This window comes from Microbacterium sp. Yaish 1, from assembly GCF_002245215.1.
Lineage (GTDB): Bacteria > Actinomycetota > Actinomycetes > Actinomycetales > Microbacteriaceae > Microbacterium.
Genome location: NZ_NPMR01000002.1, coordinates 1,144,556 through 1,168,548, shown reverse-complemented (window position 1 = coordinate 1,168,548; position 23,993 = coordinate 1,144,556). Strand labels below are relative to the sequence as shown.

The following is a 23,993-nucleotide window of genomic DNA, read 5'->3' as shown; positions in this document are numbered from 1 at the left end:
GGATCGACCGGATGACCTCTGCCGCACGGGCGGCGGAACCGGCACGCTGGAGGCATGACCACGAGAGCGAGCGCACCGACCGTCGTGCGCGGCCTGACCAAGAGATACGGCGATGTGACGGCCGTCGACGACGTGAGCTTCGAGGTGCCCGCCGGGGGCGTGTTCGCGTTCCTCGGGACGAACGGGGCCGGTAAGTCCACGACGATCGGCGCGCTCACCACGGTGATCGAGCCGGATGCCGGCCGGCTCGAGGTCGCCGGTCACGACGTGCGCTCCGACGGTGACGCCGTGCGCCGCGCGATCGGCGTCGTCTTCCAGGACTCGCTCCTCGATTCCGCGCTCACCGTGCGCGAGAACCTGACGGTGCGGGCGCGTCCGTACCTCGGCTCGACGGCGGCGATCCGCGACCGCATCGACCGCCTCGCCGAGATCATCGACCTGGGCGAGTTCATCGACCGTCGCTACGGCCGGCTCTCGGGCGGGCAGCGTCGCCGCGCTGACATCGCCCGCGCGCTGCTCCACGACCCGGAGATCGTCTTCCTCGACGAGCCGACGACGGGACTCGATCCCGCGAGCCGGCAGATGGTGTGGCGGACGATCCACGAGCTGCGCGAGCGCGCCGGTCTCACCGTGTTCCTCACGACGCATTACCTCGAGGAGACGGAAGAGGCCGACCAGGTCTGCATCATCGACCGCGGGCGGATCGTCGCCGACGGCACTCCGGCGCAGCTAAGGGCGCGGTACAGCTCCAGCATCCTGTCGCTCGTCACGGCCGACGGCGACGAGCGCATCGCGGTGGCGGATGCCGCCGAGGCCCGCCGCATCCTCGCCGAACGCGGTGACGCGGTGCTCGACTTCGAGTTCCGACATGGACGCATGGACGACGTCTTCCTGGCCCTCACCGGACAGGCGGCGACTGGCGAGACAGCGACGGCGGAGACAGCGACAGGGGAGGCGGCGCGATGAAGACCGTGCAGGCGTACGTCGGGCGCAATCTCCGACTGTTCTACCGGGACCCGCTCGGGGTGTTCTTCTCGCTCACCGGCGCCCTGGTGGTGTTCCTCCTCTACGCCCTGTTCCTCGGCCAGATGCAGGTGGACTCGCTCGCCGCGACTCCGGGGTTCGACGCCGATGCCGCCCGCGATTTCGTCGACTCGTGGATGTTCGCCGGGGTCGTGGCCGTCGCCGCCGTCACGACGCCGCTCGGCGCGCTGTCGACGTTCGTCGAGGATGCCGCCACCGGACGGTTCCGCGACTTCCTCGTCTCGCCGGTGCGCCGCGCGCAGCTCGTGCTCGGGTACCTCGGGTCGGCGTTCATCATCGGATTGATCACCACGCTGATCGTGCTCGCCGTCGCGCTGGCGTACCTCGGGCTCACCGGGCGCACGCTCCCCGACGCCGGGCAGATCATCCGCATCGTGCTGTGGACGGTCCTCTCGGTGGCCGCCTACACGGCGCTCTGGGCGTTCGTGGTGTCGTTCCTCCGCACGAGCGGCTCGTACTCGGGGCTCTCGACGCTCGTGGGAACCCTGACCGGTTTCGTCGCGGGCGCGTACATCCCGGTCGGCTCGTTCCCCGACGCCGTGCGGGATGCCGTCGGCATCCTCCCGTTCGCGCAGTCGGCGATGCTCGTCCGGCGCGAGTTCGCCGCCGATCCGCTCGATCGCCTCGCGGGCGGGGCGCCGGGCGCGGTCGAGGAGCTCAGCCGCATCTACGGGCTCGACCTGCAGGTGGGCTCGGCGACGGTGCCGGTCTGGGTCGCGGTGGTCGTGCTCGCCGTCGTGGCCGTGGCGTTCACGGTGCTCGCGGCGGCTCGCATCCGCTCGCGCATCCGCTGAGCGGCAGCGCGGAGCGGCAGGATGGTCTCGTGATCAGTCGCAGCTGGGTGGATGTCGCCGTCGGTGTCGTGCTCGCCCTCGGCGTCGGCATCCTGGTAGCCGCGGGTGAGGCGGACCGGCTGCCGTGGGCGATCGCGGGGCTGGTGCTGCTGCTCGCGGCGTATCTGATCGCGCGGCCCTCCGCCGGCGCGGAGGATCCCCGGCGCTTCGCGGTGTTCCTCGCCGTCGTGACGGTCTCGATCGCGGCGATGACGTTCGGCGAGGTCTCGCTCGCGACGATGCAGGTCATCGTGTATCCGCTGGTGTGGATCTTCGCGCCGTTGCGCCGTGACGGGGTCGTGGGGTCGCTTTCGGTCGGCGCCGGGATGCTCGTCGGGTATGCCGGCGGCTTCGGTTTCGCTCCCGACGCGCTGCTGGAGGCCGCTGCCGTCGCGGTGCTCTCGGTCGCGTTCTCGATCGCGATGGGGTGGTGGATCTCGGCGATCGCGGCATACGGCACCGAGCGCGCGCGCCTGCTCGACGAGCTCTCGCGGGCGCAGCAGCAGGTCGAGGCGCTCAGCCGCGACAAGGGCGCGGCCGACGAGCGGGAGCACCTGGCCCGCGAGATCCACGACACCCTCGCGCAGACCCTCGCGGGCATCGTCATGCTCGCCGAACAGGCCGGGCGGCGATCGCGCACGGGCGACGTCGACGGCGCCGCCGCGGCTGTCGAGCGTCTCGAGGTGGCCGCTCGCGACGCGCTCGGCGAGGCCCGTGCGATCGTCGCGCGCACCGCCGCCGTCCCCGACGACCCCGTGCTCGGCGCCGCCGTGGAGCGGCTCGCGGAACGCTTCCGCGCCGACACCGGGCTCGAGATCTCCGTCGTCGACACGGCATCCGGGGCCGATCGCGAGACGCAGGTCGTCGCCCTGCGCTGCCTGCAGGAGGCGCTGGCGAACGTGCGCAAGCACGCGGGAGCCGCGCGGGTCACGGTGGTGCTCACGCGCGAGGACGACGGCGCCCTGCGACTGGTCGTCGAGGACGACGGACGCGGGTTCGACGTCTCGTCGCCGCGCACCGGATACGGCCTCGACGGCATGAGCGAGCGAGTCGCACTCGTCGGGGGGACCGTCGAGGTCACGGCCGTCCCGGGGTCGGGGACGACGCTCTCCGTTCGGCTGCCCGGGTCGCCTGTGCGGAATGCTGGCGCGGCGGTGGGCGCATGATCCGTCTGCTCATCGCCGACGACCACCCGATCGTCCGGGCGGGGCTGGTCGGCCTGCTCGCCGACGAGCCCGGGTTCGAGGTGATCGCTGAGGCAGCCGACGGCGACGAGGCCGTCCGGCTCACGGCCGAGACGCGTCCCGACGTCATCCTCATGGACCTCCGGATGCCGGTGCTCGACGGCGTCGCAGCCACGGCTCGTATCGTGGCGGCGCGCGATGGGGCCGCGGGGCCGCGCGTGCTCATCCTCACGACCTACGAGAGCGACGACCAGATCCTCGCCGCCATCGAAGCCGGAGCCAGCGGGTATCTGCTCAAGGCGGCCCCGCGCGAGGAGATCGTGGCGGGCATCCGCTCGGTCGCCGCGGGCCAGTCGGCTCTCTCGCCGGCCGTCGCGGTGCGTCTGGTGGAACGGATGCGGCAGCCCGAGGTCGCGGCATCCGCTCTCACTCCGCGCGAGACGGACGTGCTGCGCCTCGTCGCCGCGGGGCACGGCAACAGGCAGATCGCAGTGCAGCTCGGGATCGGCGAGTCGACCGTCAAGACGCACCTGTTGCGGGTCTACGACAAGCTCGGCGTCGACAGCCGAACCCGCGCCGTGACCCTGGCCCTCGAGCGCGGCCTGCTTCCCTGACCCGAGTCTCTTGTCTCCCCGTCGACTCGCCACGAAACGTGGATCCGGCGGGGCCAGGACCCGCAGTTCGTGGCGAGTCGACGGGGGCTAGGGACCTCAGAGGTACTTCGCGTAGGCGGGGAGGGTCAGGAACGCGGGAAAGTCGGAGCCGAGCGCGACCTCGCGGAACAGGGCCGCGGCGTCGTCGAAGCGGTCGCCGTCGCGGCGCTCGACCTCGGCCAGAACATCGTCGACCAGCCCGTCGACCCAGGCGCGGGTGATCGGCGTGCCGTCATCCGTGGTGCGGTCCTGGTGGATCCACTGCCAGATCTGCGAGCGGCTGATCTCGGCGGTCGCGGCATCCTCCATCAGGTCATCGATCGCGACGGCGCCGATCCCGCGCAGCCAGGCCTCGAGGTAGCGCACGGCGACCGACACGTTCGCGCGCACACCGGCGGTCGTGATCGGCAGCCCGATGTGGCAGTCGATCAGTTCGGATGCCGCGACCTCGACGTCGTCGCGCTGCCGGTCGAGCTGATTCGGGCGGTCGCCGAGCACGGCGTCGAACTCTGCGCGAGCGATCGGGATGAGGTCGGGGTGCGCGACCCACGTGCCGTCGAAGCCGTCGCCGGCCTCGCGACGCTTGTCGGCGGCGACCTTCTCGAACGCGGCCCGGGTGACCTCGGGGTTCCGCCGGTTGGGGATGAAGGCACTCATCCCGCCGATCGCGTGCGCGCCCCGGCGGTGGCAGGTCTTCACGAGCAGCTCGGTGTAGGCCCGCATGAACGGCACCGTCATCGTGACCGCGCTGCGGTCGGGCAGCACGAACCGGGCTCCGCGCCCGCGGTAGTTCTTGATCATCGAGAAGATGTAGTCCCACCGTCCGGCGTTCAGGCCCGCGCAGTGGTCGCGGAGGGCGAAGAGGATCTCGTCCATCTCGAACGCCGCGGGGAGCGTCTCGACCAGCACGGTGGCCCGGATGGTGCCGTGGGCCAGCCCGAGCCGGCGCTCCGTGAACGAGAAGACGTCGTCCCACAGCTGCGCCTCCTCGCTCGACTCGAGCTTGGCGAGGTAGAAGTACGGTCCTCGGCCGTTCTCGACGAGCCGGACGGCATTGTGGAACGCGTAGAGCCCGAAGTCGACGAGTGACCCCGACGCGTCGAGGGTGCGCCCCGTGCGGTCGGTGTAGGCGAGGTGCTTCTCGGTGAGATGCCAGCCGCGCGGGCGCATCACGATCGTCGGGGTGCGCTCCGCGGTGACGGTGTAGCGCCGCCCGTCGGGACCGGTGTGCTCCAGCTCACCGCGGATCGCGTCGCGCAGCGACAGCTGCCCGCCGATGACGTTGCGCCAGGTCGGCGAGGTGGCGTCCTCCTGATCGGCGAGCCAGACGCGGGCGCCCGAGTTCAGGGCGTTGATCGTCATCTTGGGATCGGTGGGGCCCGTGATCTCCACGCGGCGGTCCTCGAGGCCCGGGCCCGCGCCCGCGACGCGCCACGAGTCGTCCTCGCGGATGTGCGCGGTGTCGCTGCGGAACGAGGGGTCGGCCCCGTTCCCGATCTCGAAGCGGCGCCGCATCCGGTCGGCGAGGCGGTCGTGCCGTCGCCCCGCGAACCGGTCGTGCAGTGCCGTGACGAAGTCGAGGGCGTCGGGCGTGAGGATCTCGTCGAAGCGGGGGTGCATCTCGCCGCGCACCTCGATCGCGGGTTCGTGGGTCTGCACCGCGACGGGTCCCGTCCAGGTGCGTCGCCGGCTCTGAGTCTCTGTGATGGTCATGGTCTCGTCTCCTGTGGTTTTCGCGGTCGAGTCGCCGAAGAATGCGGATGCCGGGGGCTCCGGACCGGCATTTCCTGGCGAGTCGACGGGCAAGGGGGTCAGAACTGGGATGCCTCGGTCGATCCGGCCAGGGCGAGGGTGGCGCTGTCGGGGTTGAGCGCCGTCGAGAGGGCGTCGAAGTAGCCGGTGCCTGCTTCGCGCTGGTGGCGGGTGGCGGTGTAGCCGTGCGCCTCGGCGTCGAACTCCGCCTGCTGCAGCTCGACGTACGCGCTCATCGCGCGGTCGGCGTAGCCACGGGCGAGGTCGAACATCGAGTGGTTGAGGGCGTGGAATCCGGCCAGAGTGATGAACTGGAACCGGTAGCCCAGCTCGGCCAGCTCCGCCTGGAACGTCGCGATCTGGGCATCGCTGAGGTGCCGCTTCCAGTTGAAGCTCGGCGAGCAGTTGTACGCGAGCAGCTTGCCGGGGTGCTCCGCGTGGACGGCTGCGGCGAACTCGCGGGCCAGCTCGATGTCGGGCTCGCCGGTCTCGACCCACAGCAGGTCGGCGTAGGGCGCGAACGCGAGGCCGCGCGCGATGACAGGGTCGATCCCGGCGCGGGTGCGGTAGAAGCCCTCGCTCGTGCGCTCGCCGGTGAGGAAGGGGCGATCGCGCTCGTCGACGTCGCTCGTGATGAGGTCGGCGCCCAGCGCGTCGGTCCGCGCGATCACGATCGCAGGCACGCCCGCGACATCCCCGGCGAGCCGCGCGGCGTTGAGCGTGCGGATGTGCTGGGCGGTCGGCACGAGCACCTTGCCGCCGAGGTGGCCGCACTTCTTCTCACTCGCGAGCTGATCCTCCCAGTGCGTGCCGGCGGCACCGGCGGCGATGAGGGATGCCGCGAGCTCGTAGGCGTTCAACGGTCCGCCGAACCCCGCCTCGCCGTCGGCGACGATCGGGGCGAGCCAGTCGCGGGTGCGGCCGCCCTCGGCGTGCTCGATCTGGTCCTGCCGCAGCAGCGCGTTGGTGATTCGCCGGACGACAGCGGGCACGGAGTTGGCCGGGTACAGGCTCTGGTCGGGGTAGGTCTGCCCCGCGAGGTTGGCGTCGGCGGCGACCTGCCACCCGGACAGGTAGATCGCCTTGAGGCCGGCGCGCACCTGCTGGACGGCCTGGCCGCCCGTGTAAGCCCCGAGGGCGCGGACGTACTCCTCGGTGTGGAGGAGGTTCCACAGCGACTCGGCTCCACGGCGGGCGAGCGTGGCGTCCTCGCGGACCGAGCCACGCAGCCGGATGACGTCATCGGCGCTGAAGGTGCGCTCGATGCCGTCCCAGCGGGGGTCGGTCTGCCACAGCTCCTCGAGCTCGGCAGCGGTCTGAACCTGGTCGCCGGGCCGCAGCGGACCCGGAGCGGGAATCGTGGTCATCTCGGTCTCCTTCGTCGGAACGGGCGGCTCTGCCCGTCGTGGAGACCACTGTGGGCGAACTACCGGGCGCAGCACGCCCGGGTTCGAGGAGAAGATCGCTCGATCTTCTGCTTTCGTGACAGAATCCCGCCATGACGCGCAAGGATGCCGTCGCCGCCGCGGGCGTGGCGCTCGACGATGAGGACATGGACGCCTTCACGATCGGCCGGCGCATCCGGCAGATCCGCACCGGCCGAGGGATGACCCTCGACGACCTCGCCGCTGCCGTCGGGCGTGCGCCGAGCCAGCTCTCGATGATCGAGAACGGACGCCGCGAGCCGAAGCTCTCGCTGCTCCGCACGATCGCGCGCGCCCTCGGTACCTCGCTCGATGCGCTCCTCGAGTCCGAGGAGCTCGATCCCCGTGCGGCCCTGGAGATTGAGGTCGCCCGGGCGATGACGGGGCCGACGTTCCGGAGCGCGGGGATCACGCCCTTCCGCATCCCGCGCGCCGTGCCCGACGAGGTGCTGCGCGCCCTTCTCGCGCTGCAGGGCGAGATCGAGCGACTGCACGACGAGCGCGCCGCGACCCCCGAGGAGGCGCGCCGCGCCAACGTCGCCCTGCGGCGCCTGATGCGGACCCAGAACAACTACTTCCCCGAGCTGGAGCAGCAGGCGCGGGAGCTGCTGGCGGCGGTCGGGCACCCGGGCGGGCCGTTGACGCAGCGCACCGCGAGCGACATCGCGGGGCATCTCGGCTTCAGCATCCATTACGTCGCGGATCTGCCGCAGACGACCAGAAGCGTCGCCGACCTCGCCCATGGGCGGCTGTACCTGTCGAGCCGCCTCGCCGCTGCGACCCCCGCCGATCCGCGGACCGCCGTGCTGCAGGCGCTGTCGAGCCGCATCCTCGGTCACACCGAGCCGGCCAGCTACGACGAGTTCCTCCGGCAGCGGGTGGAGACGAACTACCTGACCGGTGCGCTGCTGATCCCCGAGGCCGATGCCGTGCCCGCCCTGCGCGAGGCGAAGGAGCGGCGTGCCATCTCGATCGAAGACCTGCGCGACGCGTACTCGGTGTCGTACGAGACCGCCGCGCACCGCTTCACGAACCTCGCGACCGAGCACCTGGGCATCGCGGTGCACTTCCTCAAGGTTCACGAGTCGGGGACGATCACGAAGGCGTACGAGAACGACGACGTCGACTTCCCGACCGACCGGCTCGGCGCCATCGAGGGGCAGCTGTGCTGCCGGGAGTGGACGAGCCGGGCGGTCTTCGACGTCGACGACCGCTTCAACCCGTACTACCAGTACACCGACACCGGCAACGGGACCTATTGGTGCACGGCTCGCGTCGAGCATTCGAGCGAGGGCGCGCACTCGGTCAGCGTCGGCGTGCGGTTCGATGACACGAAGTGGTTCCTCGGGCGCGACACACCCCATCGCGGGGTGTCGCGGCACTCGGTCGACGTGTGCTGCCGACGTGCGCCGGCCGACCTCGAGGAGCGGTGGCGTGCCGCCGCGTGGCCGAACGTCAAGACCCCGCGCACGCTGCTGGCGACTCTGCCGACCGGCGCCTTCCCCGGCGTCGACACGACCGACCTCTACGCGTTCCTGGAGTCCCACGCGCCCTCCTAGCTGGCGGCGTTCCACCGGGGGCGGTAGGGGGTGCCGGGGGCGGGCGGGGCCGTGTCGATCGCGGTCAGGACGGCGGCGGCGTCGGCGACGGGAAAGGTCGTCACCAGGCGGATGTCGTCGTCGGCGACACGCGCGTACACGAGCGCGGCGGGACCGGTGGAGGCCGACAGGGCGGTGACGTACTCGCCGCCGGCCTCGGACCGCGCCGCCGCGGGGGAGCGGAGCAGGCCCGTCGCCGCATCCGTCACCCGTTCGAGAAGCGTCGGCCCGTCCGCCCAGGGCGCGAACGCATCGTCGGCGAGCCCGAACGCGTCGGCGAGCTCGGGGCCGAGCCAGCGTTCGCGCTTCAGGCCGTACGGCGTCGGCGTCAGCGAGAGCAGGTAGCCGTACACGTGGAGCACCCCGGCGTTCCCGACCGGCCAGGCGCTCGGCTCGCCGGCGAGATCGTGCAGCCGGTCGAAGACCGCACGGTCGAGCACGGGCGCACCGACGTTCTCGTCGACGATCGTCGACCGCGACCAGCGCGCGAAGCGACCGGATGCCGCATCCGCGGCGATCGATCGCGAGAGCCACGGGACCGCGTCGAACGCCTGCCCGGCATCGCCGCGTGCCGAGGCCGCGGCCGCCGCATCGAGTCGTCGGATCTCGTTCATCCGCAGTTCATCGGCTGTGGGATTTGTGTCCACGTGTTCACCTAACGATGGACGAAGCGTCCACTCAGAAAGTCCGATCCGTGCCGAACCCTGCTCTCATCATCTTCGATTTCGACGGAACCGTCGCCCTCGGCGACGGGCCGGTGCTCGCCTACGCGCGCGCCGCCGCCGCTGCCTCCGGCGCACCGGATCGCTTCCTCGCCCGGGTCGACGACGGACTCCGCGGCCGACCCACCGGACACGGGGCGCCGCTCGACGCGTACGACGTGATCCGCCTCGTCGCCGAGGACGCGGGAGTCGGGGCCGAGGCGCTGTCGCGTGCCTACCTCGACAGCCGTGCGCTGCTGGGGACCGATCTCGCCCCCGTCGAGGCGCCGGTCGGTCTCGCAGCGGCGGCCACGCGGTTGCCGGCCGAGTGCGTGCTCGTCACCAACGCCCCGGCGATCCGCGTCGCGGAGACCCTCGACGCGCTCGGGCTCGGCGAAGCGTTCGCGCGCATCGTCACCGACGCGGGCAAGCCCGCGGGGCTCGAACGACTGCTCGACGCGCCCGACGTCCGCGACCGCCGGGTGCTCGCGGTCGGCGACATCTGGCGGAACGACCTCGAGCCCGCGCACCGGCGCGGACACGACACCGCGCTCGTCGGCCCGTGGACGGATGCCGCGGCATCCCCGACCTTCCACGCCGACACGCTCACCGAACTGCTGCCGCGCATCGAGGCGTGGGCGGCCGCATCCACCCCCTGACCCCGAACATCCACCCCTCACCCGAAGGACACTCACTCATGCGCACCACCCGTTTCCTCGCCGCCGCGGCCGTCAGCGCGGTCGCCGCGATCGCCCTCGCCGGCTGCGCGGGCTCACCCGCCGCCGGCGACACCCCCGAAGCCGCCGCCGACCCGACGTCGCTCGTGCTCGCCCTCGTCCCCTCGCAGGACCAGAACGGGCTCGTCGAGACCGCAGCCCCGCTCACCGACTACCTGAGCGACGAGCTCGGCATCGAGGTCACGGGTGTGGTCTCGAAGGACTACCAGGCCGCGGTCGAGGCGATGGGCGCCGGTCAGGCGCAGATCGGGTTCCTCCCGTCGCTGCAGCTGTGGCAGGCAGGCGACATGTACGGCGCCGACGTCGTGCTGCAGACCGAGCGCAACGGCAACATCAGCTACCCCGCGCAGTTCATGACGAACAACCCCGACAAGTACTGCGACGACGCTCCTGTCGAGCGCGACGGGATGCTCTTCTGCAACGGCGCCGACGCGATGACGGGCCCCGCGGGCCTCGACTCGATCACCAAGGTGAAGGGTGCGAAGGTGGCCGTGCTCGGACCCGGGTCGCCCGCCGGCTACATCTACCCGATCCTCGCGCTGCAGGAGGCCGGGCTCGACACCGACACCGACATCGATCAGCTGCCCGTGACCGCGAACGACGCGTCCGTGCTCGCCGTCTACAACGGCGACGCCGAGGTCGGGTTCAGCTTCTGGGACGCGCGCACGATCGTGAAGAAGGACACCCCGGACGTCGGGCAGAAGGTCGTCGTCTTCGCGATGACCGAGGAGATCCCCAACGACGGTGTCGCGCTGAGCTCAGACCTCTCGCCCGAGCTGCGCGAGCGCATCGCGACCGCGCTGGAGGACTTCTCGAACACCCCCGAGGGCTCGGAGGTGCTCCAGAGCATCTACTCGATCACCAAGCTCGCCCCCGCCGACGCCTCGTCGCTCGACGTCGTCGCACGCGCCGCGCAGGCGCTCGGACTGCAGTGACCGACACCACTGCGCGCGATGCCGAGGCCTCGGTCCCGGCATCGCCGTCGGGCATCCGGTTGCACGACGTCTCGGTGCGCTACCCGAACGGCACTCTCGGCCTGCGCGGGGTCTCGCTCGAGATCGGGGCGGGCGAGATGGTCGCCGTCGTGGGGCTGTCGGGATCGGGCAAGTCGACACTCATCCGCACGATCAACGGCCTCGTCCCCGTGACCTCGGGCGCGCTCGAGGTCGGCGGCGTGCGCGTCGACACGGCGCGCGGGCGCGAGCTGCGCCGCCTGCGCGGCGACATCGGCATGGTGTTCCAGGGCTTCAACCTCGCCGGTCGCACGAGCGTGCTCAACAACGTCCTGGTCGGCCGCCTCGCCCATACCCCGGTGTGGCGCACCCTGCTGGGGGCCTACCGGTCGGACGACCGGCGCCTCGCCTTCGAGGCGCTCGATCGCGTCGGGATGCTGCCGCGGGTCTGGGATCGCGCCGCCGCGCTCTCGGGCGGTCAGCAGCAGCGCGTCGCGATCGCCCGCGCCCTCGCCCAGCAGCCGCGCATCGTCCTGGCCGATGAGCCGGTCGCGAGCCTCGACCCGCCCACCGCGCACGGAGTCATGAAAGACCTCCAGCGCATCAACACGGAGCTCGGCATCACGGTGCTGGTGAACCTGCACCTGCTCGATCTGGCACGCACATACGGCGTGCGGCTGATCGGGATGCGGGCGGGCGAGGTCGTCTACGACGGCTTCGCAGCGGATGCCTCGGACGCGGACTTCGCCGGCATCTACGGGCGATCGCTGACGGCCGAAGACCGGCTCGACGCATGAGCGCGCCCGCACTCGTCGTCCCGCCGCGACCCCGCGGACGCGCGGTGCCGTGGCTGATCGCTGGGGTCGTCACCGCGATCACCGTGGTCACCTGCCTCCCGGGAATCGGCGTCGGTCTCGACCTGTCGGGCATCGCGCGCAACTGGCAGCACGGCGCCGACAAGGTGCTCGGGCTGCTGCAGCCCGACTGGTCGTTCTTCCCGCGCACCATCGGCCCGCTGCTGGAGACGCTCCAGATGGCGGTGATCGGCACCGCGGCGGGGGCCGCGCTCTCGCTGCCGCTGAGCCTGTGGGCAGCTCGGCCGACGAACCCGCATCCGGTGCTGCGGGGCGCCGTCCGGGCGCTGCTCAACGTCGTCCGGAGCGTTCCCGACCTGCTCTCGGCGGCGATCCTGGTGGCGATGGTCGGGGTCGGCGCCCTGCCCGGCATCCTCGCCCTCGTGCTCTTCAACGTCGGCATCATCGTCAAGCTCGTCTCCGAGCAGATCGACGCGATGGACACGGGGCCGCTCGAAGCGGGTCGCGCCGCGGGCGGGACGCAGCTCCAGATCAACCGCGCCCTCGCCCTGCCCGATACGTGGCCCGCCTTCGCGGCGCAGACGCTGTACGTCCTCGAGCTCAACGTCCGCGCGTCGACCGTCCTGGGACTCGTCGGCGCGGGCGGCATGGGCCTCATCATCGACGCCGTGCGCACCTACTACCGATACGACCAGCTGTCGCTCATCATCATGGAGATCCTCGTCGTCGTGCTCGTCATCGACGCCGCCAGCTCCGCCCTGCGACGGAGGCTCGCATGACCGCTCCCGTTCTCGCCGATCCGCGACGCACGTCAGCGCAAGCCGTGCCCACCCGCCCGCGTCGGCTCGTGCGCAGCCTCACCGCCGCGGGCGTGACCGTCGTCGTCATCCTGGCGTTCTGGTCGGTCGACATCACCTGGTCGCGGCTGGCCGACCTGCCCGCCGAGCTCGTGCGCTACGGCTGGCTCATGTTCTCGTCCCCGACGTGGGAGAAGCTGCCCGACGCCCTGTGGCAGACATGGCAGAGCGTACAGATGGCGTGGGTCGGGACCGTGCTCGGCGTCATCGTCGCCACGCCCCTCAGCCTCGTCGCGGCTCGGGGCTTCGGTCCGGCGTGGCTGCGCTCGATCCTGCGGTTCGTGTTCTCGACGATTCGCGCCGTTCCCGAGATCATCTTCGCGATCATCATCCTCTCGATGACCGGCCTCACGCCGCTCACGGGCGCTCTCGCCCTCGCGGTGAACGGCATCGGCACCCTCGGCAAGTGGGGATACGAAGCCGTCGAAGCCGTCCCGGCCGGACCCATCGAAGCGGCGCGCGCGGCCGGGGGCAGCCCGGCGCAGGTGCTGCGATGGGGTGTGTGGCCGCAGGCGACCCCGGTGTTCCTGTCGTTCTGGCTCTACCGCTTCGAGATCAACGTGCGCTCGTCGGCCGTCCTCGGACTCATCGGTGTCGGCGGGATCGGCGACATGCTGACGACCTACACCCAGTACCGTGAGTGGTCGACGGTGGGGATGCTGCTGATCGTCGTGATCGTCGTCACGATGACGATCGACGGCATCTCGGGCCGCATCCGCCGACGGATCATGGAGGGCGCACGTGTCCGGTAACGCCCCGCCGACCGTGCGCATCCGAGCGCTCCGCAACGGGCTGCAGCCGACCGAGCGCCGCGTCGCGGACGTGATCCTCGACGCGCCCGAGGACGTCGTCGAGCTCACCGCGCAGCAGCTGGCCGACCGTGCGGGGGTCGCGCGTTCGTCGGTGGTCCGCGCCTGTCAGACGTTCGGGTTCCGCGGCTATCCGCAGCTGCGGGTCGCGCTCGCCGCCGAGCTCGGAGGGGCCGCGCCGGCGGCATCCGATCACGGCGACGGGGCACTCGGGCGCGTGCGCAGGTCGATCGATCGAGCCGCGGCGGCGCTCCCGGCGTCGACGAGTCTGCTCGACGCCGACGAGGTGGAGCGAGCGGTGACGGCCGTGGTCGGCGCCGGGAGGCTTCTGGTCGTCGCGAACGGCCTGTCGTCACCGGTCGCGAGCGACCTCGCGATGCGCCTGACCGCTGCGGGGCGACCGGCCGAGGTCATCGCGGACGTCATCGCGCAGCAGATCTCCGCGCGCCAGCTCACCGCGCGCGACGTCTGCGTCGTCGTGAGCGGGTCGGGCGCCAACGAGGCCAGTCTGCGGGCTGCCGCGGCGGCAGCCCGCGGGGGAGCCGTCGTCATCGCGATCACCTCGTTCGCGGCATCCCCGCTCGTCGAGTGCGCGACGCACGCCCTCGTCATCGCACCGGCCGGGACGAGCTTCCGCGATGAGCTCGAGCACACGTCGCGCGCCGCGCACGCGCTGTTCGTCGAGGCCTTCGCCGATGAGGTGGCGGCGCGCCTGCCCGGCGGGGCGAGCGCCGTGCGCGCGCAGGTGCTCGAGATCCTCTCCGACAACCTCGGCGCCTGACCCCCCTCGCCCCTTCCTTCCTCGTCGACTCGCCAGAAACGGCGGATGCGGCGGGGCCCGGATCCGCATTTCGTGGCGAGTCGACGGGAAGGGGCCCGGGGCTCAGGGGGAGAGGCGGAGGGCCGTCCAGACGGCGGCGCGATTGGCGAAGGTCGACAGGTCGCGGCCGAGGAGGCGCTGGGCGAGGGCGATGCGCGTGCGGACGGTGTGCCGGTGCACGCCGAGGGCACGAGCAGTCGCCTCGTGCGCGCCGTCGTTGTCGAGCCAGGCGAGGAGCGTCGCCTCGAGCGCCGTGCCGTGACGTGCGTCGTGGGTGCGCAGCGGGGCGAGCTCGGCGCCGGCGCGGGCGCGAGAGGGCGCCGTCGCGAGATCGTCGAGCAGGTCGCCCGGGGCATCGACGACATCGGTGACGGTACCCGGACGCCCGCGGTCGCGCGCGAGCCGGGCCCGGTCGCGGGCCGCCGTCACGTCGTCGTCGGTCGCGGCCGCGGCGGTTCCGAGCCGCCACGACAGCCGCTCGGCGATGTCTTCGAGCACGTGCCGCTCGCCCGTCCCGACGATGAGAAGCACGCCGTCCTCGTCGCGACCGTAGAACAGCCGGCCGCCCGCGGCGTGATTGTCGAGCACTTCGCGCGCGCCCGTCGGCGCGTGCGCATCCGCCACGGCGACGACGTAGGGCGCGCCGGGGAAGCCGCCCCAGGCATCGGTCGCCACCTTCCGTGCGAGGGCGAGATGCCCGTCGGCGAGGAGGTCGACGAGCGCCGCTCGCAGTCCGCTCCACGCTCCCGCGGTCATCCGGCGCTGCTCGAGAGCGAGGCCCGTCGTCGCGACGACGGCGGTGACGACGGCCCGGGCATCCTGGTCGAGCTCGACGCCGGCGGTGACGAGGACGCCCCGCTGACCCGCCGAGCCGAGGGTCTGCAGAGTGACGGGGTGCCCCGCCAGCCGCATCGCGGCACCGGTCCCGCCGCCCCTGCGCAGGAGGGCCACCGCCTCGGCGTCGACGGCCCGGCGCAGCTCGTCGTCGACCGACGACCCGGCGGCGGAGTGCTCGTGCGTCAGCGCGCCCGAGGCGTCGTAGAGGCCGACCCACGCGCCGAGCTGACGCGCGAGCTCGGCGAGCGTCGCGTCGAAGCCGTCGGGGCGCAGAGCGGCGATCGCGAGCGCGCGCTGCGCGTCGAGCGCCCAGCTGCGCCGGGCGTACGCCTGCGCGGCGATGGCTTCGGCGGCGGCGCGGGCGACGGCGATGAAGGGGGTCCGGTAGGGCACCTCGAACAGCGGCATGCCCGCCGTCGTGCAGGCGAGCCGGAGGGAGTCGGGGATGCCGTCGCGGACCACCTCCGTGCCGAAGCCGAGCCCCCGGACTCCGCGCGCCCGCAGGCGGCCGACGTAGGCCTCCGCCTCCGCGTCGGCGTCGGCGTCTCCGGCGAACTGGGTGCCCGTCGTGAGCAGGACGACGTCCTCCGAGAGGAAGGGCGTCGGGTCGGCCAGATCCGAGCTGTGCACCCAGCGCACCGGCGCATCGAGGTTGGCGTCGTCGGCCGGCGTCGCGAGGCGGAGATCCAGTTCACGCCGGGTCAGCAGCGCGCGGATCGTCGGCGACGGGGGAGCGGCGGCGGGCATCGGCATCCTGTACATACTGGCGATAAGAGGTGGCATCACTGTACAACCCGGTGAATGCGGGTTGCGCGATGCGCGTCTTACTGTCGCGGAATGAGCACCACGACCTCGACGCCGACCATCCCCCTCGGCGGCCCGACCCTCCCGCAGGAGCGCCGCGTCGTCACCGCGATCCCCGGACCCCGCTCCGAGGAGCTGCTGGCACGCAAGGCCGCCGCCGTCCCAGCCGGTGTCGGCCACACGGCGCCGATCCACGCCGTCGCCGCGGGCGGCGGAGTCGTCGTCGACGCCGACGGGAACTCGCTCATCGACCTCGGCTCGGGCATCGCCGTGACCTCGGTCGGCAATGCGCATCCCGCCGTCGTCGCGGCTGTGCAGGCTCAGGTCGCGCAGTTCACCCACACCTGCTTCATGATCTCGCCGTACGAGTCGTACGTCGCCGTCGCCGAAGCCCTCAACCGGCTCACCCCCGGCGACCACGAGAAGAAGACCGCGCTGTTCAACTCGGGCGCCGAAGCGGTCGAGAACGCCGTCAAGATCGCACGCAAGGCGACCGGCCGTCAGGCGGTCGTCGCCTTCGACCACGGCTACCACGGCCGGACCAACCTCACGATGGCGCTCACCGCGAAGTCGATGCCCTACAAGAGCGGATTCGGGCCGTTCGCCCCCGAGGTCTACCGCGCGCCGCTGTCGTATCCGTTCCGCGACGGACTGTCGGGCCCGGATGCCGCAGCCCGCGCGATCTCGCAGATCGAGAAGCAGATCGGAGCCGACAACCTCGCCGCCGTCATCATCGAGCCCATCCAGGGCGAGGGCGGGTTCATCGTGCCGGCCGATGGTTTCCTGCCGGCGGTCGCCGATTGGTGCCGCGAGAACGGCGTCGTGTTCATCGCCGACGAAGTCCAGACCGGCTTCGCGCGCACCGGGGCGATGTTCGCGAGCGAGCACTTCGGCATCGTCCCCGACCTGATCACGACGGCGAAGGGCATCGCGGCGGGCCTGCCGCTCGCGGCCGTCACCGGCCGCGCCGACCTCATGGACGCCTCGCACCCCGGTGGCCTCGGCGGCACGTACGGCGGCAACCCTGTCGCCTGCGCGGCGGCCCTCGCCGCGATCGACGCCTTCGAGAACGACGGCCTGATCGAGCGCGCTCAGCAGATCGGGGCGCGCCTGACCGACCGGCTGAACGCGATGCGCGAGAGCGACCCCCGCATCGGGGACGTGCGCGGGCTCGGCGCGATGATCGCGGCCGAGTTCGTCGATCCCGCCACCGGCGCCCCCGATGCCGCCCTGACATCGGCGATCGCGAAGGCGTGCATCGCGGAGGGCGTCATCGTCCTCACGTGCGGCACCTACGGCAACGTCATCCGGTTCCTTCCGCCGCTGTCGATCGGCGACGAGCTGCTCGACGACGGCCTCGACGTCATCGCTGCGGCGCTCGGGCGGGTCTGAGCGTGGCGGCCCCGAGCTCCAGCGGCTGGAAGAACCCGGTCTCGCCCGAGACGTCCGCGGGGCTCGGGGCGGTGACGAAAGCGCGCTCGAGCAAGCTGCGGTCGCGCCACGTCACGATGATCACGCTCGGCGGCATCATCGGCGCGAGCCTGTTCGTCGGGTCGGGCAACGTCATCCGCACGGTCGGGCCGGCCGCGGTCCTGTCCTACCTGCTGGGCGGTCTGCTGGTCTTCCTCGCGATGCGCATGCTCGGCGAGATGGCGGCGTCGCGTCCGGCGATCGGCTCGTTCATGGAGTACGCGCGCGTCGGGCTCGGTGACTGGGCTGCCTATCTCGTCGGCTGGCTCTATTGGTACTTCTGGGTCGGCGTGCTCGCCTACGAGGCGGTGCTCGGCGGCGAGACGATGCACACCTGGTTCCCCGGCGTCCCCTCCTGGGGATGGTCGCTGATCCTGCTGGCGGTCTTCGTCGGCACGAACGTCATCTCGGTCCGCACGTTCGGTGAGGTCGAGTTCTGGCTCGCCAGCATCAAGGTGCTCGCGATCGTGGTGTTCCTCGGCGCCGGCATCCTCTTCGCCCTCGGGCTGTGGCCGCAGGCGACCTTCGCCGTCCCCAACCTGTGGGAGCACGGCGGCTTCGCGCCGCACGGCATCGGCGTCGCCTTCACCGGTGTCGCCCTCGTGATCTTCTCCTACTTCGGCACCGAGATCGCCGTCATGGCGTCGGCCGAATCCGTCGATCCCGCCAAGGGCATCCGGCAGGCGACGAGCACCATCATCTGGCGCATCCTGCTGTTCTTCGTCGGGTCGGTGCTCGTGATCGTCACCGTCGTGCCCTGGGACGAGCTGCCGGCGCCGACCGACGTCGCGAACGCGCCGTTCACGATCGCGCTGTCGCGCTTCGGCATCCCCGGGGCCGACGTCATCATGCAGCTCGTGATCTTCACGGCCGTCATCTCGGTGCTCAACTCCGGGCTGTACTCGGCCTCGCGGATGTTCTCGGCCCTCGCCGACAAGGGCTTCGCCCCGAAGATCGTCGCGCGGCGCTCGCGCACCGGCGTTCCGGTGATGGCGCTGCTGGCTTCGACGATCGGCGGGCTCATCGCGACGCTCGTGAACTTCCTCACCCCGGGGTCGGGCATCTTCGACTTCATCATGAACTCGGCCGGCCTCGTCGCGCTCTTCGTGTACGTCTTCATCGCCCTCACCCAGCTGCGCCTGCGTCAGCGGATGACGCCCGAGGAGGTGGCCGCGCTCAAGCTGAAGATGTGGCTGCACCCGTGGCTCAACATCTTCCTGATCGTCGCGATCGCCGCCGTCGTGGTGGTCATGCTCACGACCGAGTCGGGGCGTTCGCAGGTGTGGACGAGTCTCATCGCCACCGGTGTACTACTGGTGTTCTGGCCGCTCGTGCGCCGCAACCTGCGCGCCCGTCGGCTCGACCGGGAGAGTGTCGCCCCGGTCACGGGTTCTGCCAACGAAGGAGTCGGAAATGACTGAGATCACCCGCGACGTCGCGATCGTCGGAGCCGGCGCGGCCGGACTGACCGCCGCGAACGACCTGAGGAAGGCCGGGCTGTCGGTCGTCGTGCTCGAGGCGCGCGACCGCGTCGGCGGACGCCTGTGGACCGAGGAGATCGACGGCGCCATGCTGGAGCTCGGCGGCCAGTGGGTCTCGCCCGACCAGCACGCGCTGATCGACACGCTCGCCGACCTCGGACTCGAGACGTACACGCGCTACCGCGACGGTGACAGCGTCTACGTCGGCCCGGACGGGCAGGCGCGCCGCTTCCGCGGCGAGATGTTCCCGGTGGCGCCGGAGACCGAGCGCGTCATCGACGAGATCACCGCGCGGCTGGACGCGATGGTCGCCGAGATCGACCCCGACCGGCCGTGGGCGCACGAGAAGGCGGCCGAGTGGGACCGCATCTCGTGGGACGCCTGGCTTCGACAGCAGACCGACGACGACGAGGCGGTGCGCAACCTCGCCTTCGCCACGGGATCGGCGATGCTCACCAAGCCGACGCACACCTTCTCGCTGCTCCAGTCGCTGCTCATGGCGGCGTCGGCGGGCTCGTACTCGCACCTGGTCGACGCGGACTTCATCCTCGACAAGCGCGTCGTCGGAGGCCTGCAGCAGGTGCCGCTGCGCCTCGCGGAGCGGCTGGGCGAGGACGTCCTGCTGGGTCAGCCGGTGCGCTCGATCGAGTACTCGGACGCGGGTGCGGTCGTCCGCACCGACGAGGTCACGGTGCGGGCGCGCCACGTCGTGCTCGCTCTGGCGCCGGTGCTCTACAACCGCATCTCGTTCTCGCCGCCGCTGCCGCGTCTGAAGCACCAGATGCACCAGCACTTCTCGATGGGTTTCGTCATCAAGGTGCACGCCGTCTACGACCGCCCATTCTGGCGCGAGCAGGGGCTGTCGGGCACCGCTTTCAGCCCGTACGAGCTGTCGCACGAGGCGTACGACAACACCAACCACGGCGACGAGCGGGGCACGCTCGTCGGGTTCGTCTCCGACCAGAACGCCGACGACCTCTTCCGCCTGTCGGCGGACGAGCGGCGCGAGCGCATCCTCGAGTCGCTCTCGCACTACTACGGACCCGAGGCGAAGAACCCGATCGTCTACTACGAGAGCGACTGGGGCAGCGAGGAGTGGACGCGCGGCGCCTACGCCGCGAGCTTCGACCTGGGCGGCCTGACCCGGTACGGCGCTGAGCAGCTCGAGCTCGTCGCGCCCCTGCACGTCGCCTGCAGCGACCTCGCCGGACTCGGCTACCAGCACGTCGACGGGGCGATCCGCATGGGCCACCGCGTCGCCGACGAGATCCTCGAAGCGGACCGCGCATGAGCCAGTCGGCGTCCGGCGGCCGCATCGTCGTCGGATACACCGCGACCAAGGCGGGGCGGGATGCCGTGGCCTTCGCGAGTCGCCTCGCGACGGCATCCGGGGCCGCGCTCCACCTCGTGCTCGTGCTCCCCGCTCAGAAGCCGGGGATCGTCCCGCCGGATGCCGGCTACGAGCGGCTGCTGCGCGAGCAGGCCGCCGGCTGGCTGCGGGAGGGCGCCGCGGAGGTTCCCGAGGGTGTGTCGCACCGCGCCCACGTCCGCTACGGCGAGTCGGTCGCGGCGGGGCTCATCGACACCGCCGACGAGCTCGGCGCGTCGCTCATCGTCGTCGGGGCGGCCGACGGCGGCAACCGGGGCCGGCACCGGCTCGGCACGACGACGACCGAGCTCGTGCACTCCTCCGACGTGCCGGTCGCCCTGGTTCCGCGCGGCGCGCGCCGCGTTCCGGTCGAGACCGGCATCACGCGCCTGACCGCCGGTGTGGGCGAGCGCGAGGGCACCGAGCTCCTCGTCGAGGCGACCATCCGGCTCGCCGCGGCGACCGCGGCACCGGTGCGCCTGCTCTCGCTCGTCGCCCTCGACCTGCCTGCGGGGCTCGACACCGGTGCCATCCGCACGGTCGGTCAGAACCACGCCCAGGAGGTCCTGGACGAGGTCCGTTCGGCCCTCCCAGCCGAGGCTGAGGTCACCGCGGTGGTCGCGGCCGGGGACGGCATCGAGGATGCCGTGTCGCACCTCGAGTGGGAGGCCGGCGAGGTCGTCATCGTCGGCTCCAGCCGTCTCGCGCAGCCGCGACGGCTCTTCCTCGGCTCCACGGCGGCGCGGATGCTGCGCGTCGTCACCGCCCCCATGATCGTGGTGCCCCGCACCCGCAGCGACCGCGAAGGAGCGAGCGCATGACCCGAGCAGAACAGACGGGGGTGCCCGCGGGCGACCCCGTCACCGGCGGCATCTCCCGGAAGGGGCTGAGCGCCGGAACGGTCGGCCTGATCGGAGCGGTCGTCATCGGCATCTCCTGCATCGCCCCGGCCTACACCTTCACCGCGGCGGTCGGGCCGACGGCATCCGTCGTGGGCACCCAGGTGCCGGCGATCGTGCTCGTCGGCTTCATCCCGATGCTGCTCGTCGCCTTCGGATACCGCGAGCTCAACAACCGCATGCCCGACTCGGGCACGAGCTTCACGTGGGCGACGCGCGCCTTCGGCCCGTGGATCGGGTGGATGGCCGGCTGGGGGCTGGTCGCTGCGACCATCCTCGTGCTCTCGAACCTCGCGGGTGTCGCGGTCGACTTCCTCTTCCTGCTGATCGCCCAGCTCACCGGGCAGGAGTCGATCGCCGGCCTCGCCTCGGTCGTCTGGATCAACGTCCTCGTCTGCGTCCTGTTCGTCGCCGCCGCGACCTTCATCTCGTACCGCGACATGCAGACGACGCAGAAGCTGCAGTACGGACTCGTCGCCTTCCAGGTCGTCGTCCTCGTGCTGTTCGCCATCGCGGCGATCGTCGAGGCCGTCTCGGGCAACGCCTTCGATGCCACGGCGTTCGACTGGTCGTGGTTCAACCCCTTCGCGGTACCGACGTTCAGCGCCTTCGCCGCCGGGCTGTCGCTGTCGATCTTCATCTTCTGGGGCTGGGACGTCACCCTGACGATGAACGAGGAGACGAAGGACCCCGAGCGCACCCCGGGGCGCGCCGCCACGATCACGGTCGTCATGATCGTCGCTCTCTACCTGGTGCTCGCGATCGCGATGATCATGTTCGCGGGCGTCGGCACGGGCGAGCTCGGACTCGGCAACGAAGACATCCAGGAGAACGTCTTCTTCCACCTCTCGGGACCGATCCTCGGCCCGCTGGCGTTCCTCGTCTCGCTCGCGGTGCTCACCAGCTCGGCGTCGTCGCTGCAGTCGACCTTCGTCGGGCCGGCGCGCACACTGCTCGCGATGGGCCACTACGGGGCCCTCCCCGAGAGCTTCGCGAAGGTGAGCCCCCGGTTCTTCACGCCCGGCTACGCCACGATCGTCTCGGCGATCGTCGCCTCGGGCTTCTACGTCGTCATGCGCATCGTCAGCGAGAACGTGCTGTGGGACACCATCCTCGCGCTCGGCATGATGATCTGCTTCTACTACGGCCTGACGGCGTTCGCCTGCGTCTGGTACTTCCGGCGCCAGTGGTTCGACTCGGTACGGAACGTCTTCTTCACGTTCCTCTTCCCGCTCGTGGGCGGCGCCATCCTGGCGGTGCTGTTCGTCACGACGCTCATCGACACGATGGATCCGGCGTACGGCAGCGGATCGCAGATCGGCGGCATCGGCTTGGTGTTCATCCTCGGCGTGGGAGTCATCCTCGTCGGCGTCGTCGTGATGGTGTGGCAGGCCGTGAAGCGCCCCGCGTTCTTCCGGGGCGAGACTTTGACCAAGGATGCGCCGGTGAGCCGGCGCGCGAGAGGAGTGGCGCGATGACGCACGAGAACGAGACACGACTGCTGGCGGGAATCGAACGCGGCCTCTTCATCGGCGGCGAGTGGGTGGATGCCGAGGGCGGCGCGACCTTCCCCGTCACCGACCCCTCGACCGGCCGCACGCTCATCGAGATCGCCGACGCCTCGCCCGCCGACGGCATCCGCGCCCTCGACGCCGCCGTCGCGGCACAGGAGGAGTGGGCCGCCACCGCGCCGCGCGTGCGCAGCGACATCCTGCGCCGCGCGTTCGACCTCGTGCAGGAGCGCAAGGAGGACCTGGCGCTGCTGATGACGCTCGAGATGGGCAAGCCCCTCGCCGAGGCGCGCGGCGAGGTCGTCTACGGCGGTGAGTTCCTGCGGTGGTTCAGCGAGGAGGCGGTGCGCATCTCGGGCCGATACGGCCTCAATCCGGAGGGGACCGGCCGCATGGTCGTCTCGCAGCGTCCCGTCGGTCCGTCCTTCTTCATCACGCCGTGGAACTTCCCCCTCGCGATGGCGACCCGCAAGATCGCCCCGGCGCTGGCGGCCGGGTGCACCGTCGTGGTCAAGCCCGCGGCGCTCACGCCGCTCACCACGACGTTGTTCGTCCAGATCCTGCAGGAGGCGGGCCTCCCGGCGGGCGTCGTCAACGTCGTCAACGCGACGCGCTCGAGCGAGGTCGCCGCGCCCATCATCGCCGACCCCCGGCTGCGGAAGCTCTCGTTCACCGGCTCGACCCCGGTCGGACGCAAGCTCATCGAGCAGGCCGCCGAGGGCGTGCTGCGGGTCTCGATGGAGCTCGGCGGCAACGCCCCGTTCGTCGTGTTCGACGACGCCGACCTCGACAAGGCGGTGGAGGGCGCGATGCTCGCGAAGTTCCGCAACATCGGGCAGGCCTGCACCGCGGCCAACCGCTTCATCGTGCACGAGTCGATCGCCGACGAGTTCGCCGACCGGCTCACCGAGCGCGTCTCGGGGATGAAGATCGGTCGCGGTACCGAGGACGGTGTGCAGATCGGGCCCCTCATCGACGAGAAGGCTGTCGCGAAGACCGGCGCGCTCGTCGAGGACGCCGTCGCGCGGGGCGCCACGGTGCGCACGGGCGGCTCGGCGATCGACGGGGAGGGGACGTTCTTCGAGCCCACGGTCGTGACCGAGGTCGCCGCGGGCAGCGACATCCTGCGCGAGGAGATCTTCGGACCCGTCCTGGCGATCGCGACCTTCTCCGACGAGGACGAGGCCGTGCGCCTGGCCAACGACACCGAGTACGGACTGGTGTCGTACGTGTTCACGCAGGATCTCGCGCGCGGCCACCGGATGATCGATCGCCTCGAGACCGGCATGATGGGCCTGAACGTCGGAGTCGTCTCGAACGCGGCGGCCCCGTTCGGTGGTGTGAAGCAGTCGGGAATCGGGCGCGAGGGCGGACTCGAGGGCATCCACGAATACCTCTCGACGAAGTACACCCTGATCCCCGCCGACTGACGAGACGAAGGA

Annotated in this window: 21 protein-coding genes; 17 read left to right on the top strand and 4 right to left on the bottom strand. The window is 71.4% G+C overall.

The genetic code is table 11. From position 1 onward, the window contains the following. The first annotated feature begins 54 nt into the window (after positions 1–54). Genes CI089_RS14660 through CI089_RS14645 form a run of 4 tightly spaced genes read left to right on the top strand, consistent with a single transcriptional unit; the run spans position 55 to position 3,675 of the window. The gene (locus tag CI089_RS14660) at positions 55–966 is read left to right on the top strand and encodes an ABC transporter ATP-binding protein (protein ID WP_094262177.1); all 912 of its coding nucleotides are present in this window, start codon (positions 55–57) and stop codon (positions 964–966) included. Then, positions 963–1,838 (top strand): ABC transporter permease, encoded by an 876-nt coding sequence (locus tag CI089_RS14655; RefSeq protein ID WP_094262176.1) that lies wholly within the window; start codon positions 963–965, stop codon positions 1,836–1,838. Before CI089_RS14660 ends, CI089_RS14655 begins: the two co-directional genes overlap by 4 nt. A 29-nt stretch (positions 1,839–1,867) precedes the next feature. Further along, the gene (locus tag CI089_RS14650) at positions 1,868–3,043 is read left to right on the top strand and encodes a sensor histidine kinase (protein ID WP_094262175.1); all 1,176 of its coding nucleotides are present in this window, start codon (positions 1,868–1,870) and stop codon (positions 3,041–3,043) included. Then, complete coding sequence (locus tag CI089_RS14645; RefSeq protein ID WP_094262174.1) at positions 3,040–3,675, top strand: response regulator; 636 nt, start codon at positions 3,040–3,042, stop codon at positions 3,673–3,675. The genes CI089_RS14650 and CI089_RS14645 overlap by 4 nt, the downstream gene beginning before the upstream one ends. A gap of 96 nt (positions 3,676–3,771) precedes the next feature. Here CI089_RS14645 and aceB read toward each other — a convergent pair whose 3' ends face one another. Then, positions 3,772–5,427, bottom strand: coding sequence for a malate synthase A (aceB, locus tag CI089_RS14640; protein ID WP_094262173.1), 1,656 nt, complete (start codon positions 5,425–5,427; stop codon positions 3,772–3,774). Between the two features lie 98 nt (positions 5,428–5,525). After that, entirely contained in the window at positions 5,526–6,833 is a 1,308-nt protein-coding gene (aceA, locus tag CI089_RS14635) for an isocitrate lyase (protein WP_094262172.1), read from the bottom strand. Positions 6,834–7,018: 185 nt separating this feature from the next. Between aceA and CI089_RS14630 the strand changes: the two genes are divergently transcribed. After that, on the top strand, positions 7,019–8,449 hold the full coding sequence (locus CI089_RS14630) for a helix-turn-helix domain-containing protein (RefSeq protein WP_094262518.1): 1,431 nt from the start codon (positions 7,019–7,021) through the stop codon (positions 8,447–8,449). Here CI089_RS14630 and CI089_RS14625 read toward each other — a convergent pair. After that, the gene (locus CI089_RS14625; RefSeq protein WP_256978011.1) at positions 8,446–9,102 is read right to left on the bottom strand and encodes an amino acid deaminase; all 657 of its coding nucleotides are present in this window, start codon (positions 9,100–9,102) and stop codon (positions 8,446–8,448) included. The two genes, CI089_RS14630 and CI089_RS14625, sit on opposite strands and share 4 nt — an antisense overlap. A gap of 80 nt (positions 9,103–9,182) precedes the next feature. Between CI089_RS14625 and CI089_RS14620 the strand changes: the two genes are divergently transcribed. From CI089_RS14620 to CI089_RS14595, 6 genes are read left to right on the top strand one after another with little or no spacing between them, the layout of a single operon-like run. Next, a complete protein-coding gene (locus CI089_RS14620) occupies positions 9,183–9,848 on the top strand; it encodes an HAD family hydrolase (RefSeq protein WP_094262170.1) in 666 nt (221 codons plus the stop codon). Between the two features lie 38 nt (positions 9,849–9,886). Next, positions 9,887–10,861, top strand: a complete 975-nt coding sequence (locus tag CI089_RS14615; RefSeq protein ID WP_094262517.1) for a phosphate/phosphite/phosphonate ABC transporter substrate-binding protein — start codon at positions 9,887–9,889, stop codon at positions 10,859–10,861. Next, positions 10,858–11,676, top strand: a complete 819-nt coding sequence (gene phnC / locus CI089_RS14610) for a phosphonate ABC transporter ATP-binding protein (RefSeq protein WP_094262169.1) — start codon at positions 10,858–10,860, stop codon at positions 11,674–11,676. Before CI089_RS14615 ends, phnC begins: the two co-directional genes overlap by 4 nt. Continuing rightward, positions 11,673–12,473 (top strand): phosphonate ABC transporter, permease protein PhnE, encoded by an 801-nt coding sequence (phnE, locus tag CI089_RS14605; RefSeq protein ID WP_094262168.1) that lies wholly within the window; start codon positions 11,673–11,675, stop codon positions 12,471–12,473. The genes phnC and phnE (CI089_RS14605) overlap by 4 nt, the downstream gene beginning before the upstream one ends. Then, positions 12,470–13,303, top strand: a complete 834-nt coding sequence (phnE, locus tag CI089_RS14600; protein ID WP_094262167.1) for a phosphonate ABC transporter, permease protein PhnE — start codon at positions 12,470–12,472, stop codon at positions 13,301–13,303. The genes phnE (CI089_RS14605) and phnE (CI089_RS14600) overlap by 4 nt, the downstream gene beginning before the upstream one ends. Continuing rightward, complete coding sequence (locus CI089_RS14595) at positions 13,293–14,141, top strand: MurR/RpiR family transcriptional regulator (RefSeq protein WP_094262166.1); 849 nt, start codon at positions 13,293–13,295, stop codon at positions 14,139–14,141. Before phnE (CI089_RS14600) ends, CI089_RS14595 begins: the two co-directional genes overlap by 11 nt. A gap of 102 nt (positions 14,142–14,243) precedes the next feature. Here CI089_RS14595 and CI089_RS14590 read toward each other — a convergent pair whose 3' ends face one another. Further along, positions 14,244–15,770: a PucR family transcriptional regulator gene (locus CI089_RS14590; RefSeq protein WP_256978009.1), complete on the bottom strand. Its 1,527-nt coding sequence runs from the start codon at positions 15,768–15,770 to the stop codon at positions 14,244–14,246. Between the two features lie 84 nt (positions 15,771–15,854). On the opposite strand from CI089_RS14590, the gene gabT reads away from it, so the two are divergent. Genes gabT through CI089_RS14560 form a run of 6 tightly spaced genes read left to right on the top strand, consistent with a single transcriptional unit; the run spans position 15,855 to position 23,981 of the window. Then, positions 15,855–17,213 (top strand): 4-aminobutyrate--2-oxoglutarate transaminase, encoded by a 1,359-nt coding sequence (gabT, locus tag CI089_RS14585; RefSeq protein WP_179223350.1) that lies wholly within the window; start codon positions 15,855–15,857, stop codon positions 17,211–17,213. 2 nt (positions 17,214–17,215) lie between these two features. Further along, entirely contained in the window at positions 17,216–18,712 is a 1,497-nt protein-coding gene (locus CI089_RS14580) for an amino acid permease (protein ID WP_094262163.1), read from the top strand. After that, positions 18,705–20,063, top strand: coding sequence for a flavin monoamine oxidase family protein (locus tag CI089_RS14575; protein WP_094262162.1), 1,359 nt, complete (start codon positions 18,705–18,707; stop codon positions 20,061–20,063). Before CI089_RS14580 ends, CI089_RS14575 begins: the two co-directional genes overlap by 8 nt. Continuing rightward, positions 20,060–20,962 carry a universal stress protein gene (locus CI089_RS14570; protein ID WP_094262161.1) on the top strand — a complete coding sequence of 301 codons (903 nt, stop codon included), beginning with the start codon at positions 20,060–20,062 and terminating at the stop codon, positions 20,960–20,962. The genes CI089_RS14575 and CI089_RS14570 overlap by 4 nt, the downstream gene beginning before the upstream one ends. Beyond that, positions 20,959–22,518 carry an APC family permease gene (locus CI089_RS14565; protein ID WP_094262160.1) on the top strand — a complete coding sequence of 520 codons (1,560 nt, stop codon included), beginning with the start codon at positions 20,959–20,961 and terminating at the stop codon, positions 22,516–22,518. The genes CI089_RS14570 and CI089_RS14565 overlap by 4 nt, the downstream gene beginning before the upstream one ends. Beyond that, a complete protein-coding gene (locus CI089_RS14560) occupies positions 22,515–23,981 on the top strand; it encodes an NAD-dependent succinate-semialdehyde dehydrogenase (RefSeq protein ID WP_094262159.1) in 1,467 nt (488 codons plus the stop codon). Before CI089_RS14565 ends, CI089_RS14560 begins: the two co-directional genes overlap by 4 nt. The last annotated feature ends 12 nt before the right edge of the window (positions 23,982–23,993 follow it).

Bases quoted from the DNA above. Each gene is read 5' to 3' on its own strand.
- CI089_RS14660 (WP_094262177.1), top strand. From the start codon at position 55: ATGACCACGAGAGCGAGCGCACCGACCGTCGTGCGCGGCCTGACCAAG.
- CI089_RS14655 (WP_094262176.1), top strand. From the start codon at position 963: ATGAAGACCGTGCAGGCGTACGTCGGGCGCAATCTCCGACTGTTCTAC.
- CI089_RS14645 (WP_094262174.1), top strand. From the start codon at position 3,040: ATGATCCGTCTGCTCATCGCCGACGACCACCCGATCGTCCGGGCGGGG.
- aceB (WP_094262173.1), bottom strand. From the start codon at position 5,427: ATGACCATCACAGAGACTCAGAGCCGGCGACGCACCTGGACGGGACCC.
- aceA (WP_094262172.1), bottom strand. From the start codon at position 6,833: ATGACCACGATTCCCGCTCCGGGTCCGCTGCGGCCCGGCGACCAGGTT.
- CI089_RS14630 (WP_094262518.1), top strand. From the start codon at position 7,019: ATGGACGCCTTCACGATCGGCCGGCGCATCCGGCAGATCCGCACCGGC.
- CI089_RS14625 (WP_256978011.1), bottom strand. From the start codon at position 9,102: ATGAACGAGATCCGACGACTCGATGCGGCGGCCGCGGCCTCGGCACGC.
- CI089_RS14615 (WP_094262517.1), top strand. From the start codon at position 9,887: ATGCGCACCACCCGTTTCCTCGCCGCCGCGGCCGTCAGCGCGGTCGCC.
- phnE (WP_094262168.1), top strand. From the start codon at position 11,673: ATGAGCGCGCCCGCACTCGTCGTCCCGCCGCGACCCCGCGGACGCGCG.
- phnE (WP_094262167.1), top strand. From the start codon at position 12,470: ATGACCGCTCCCGTTCTCGCCGATCCGCGACGCACGTCAGCGCAAGCC.
- CI089_RS14590 (WP_256978009.1), bottom strand. From the start codon at position 15,770: ATGCCGATGCCCGCCGCCGCTCCCCCGTCGCCGACGATCCGCGCGCTG.
- gabT (WP_179223350.1), top strand. From the start codon at position 15,855: ATGAGCACCACGACCTCGACGCCGACCATCCCCCTCGGCGGCCCGACC.
- CI089_RS14575 (WP_094262162.1), top strand. From the start codon at position 18,705: ATGACTGAGATCACCCGCGACGTCGCGATCGTCGGAGCCGGCGCGGCC.
- CI089_RS14570 (WP_094262161.1), top strand. From the start codon at position 20,060: ATGAGCCAGTCGGCGTCCGGCGGCCGCATCGTCGTCGGATACACCGCG.
- CI089_RS14565 (WP_094262160.1), top strand. From the start codon at position 20,959: ATGACCCGAGCAGAACAGACGGGGGTGCCCGCGGGCGACCCCGTCACC.
- CI089_RS14560 (WP_094262159.1), top strand. From the start codon at position 22,515: ATGACGCACGAGAACGAGACACGACTGCTGGCGGGAATCGAACGCGGC.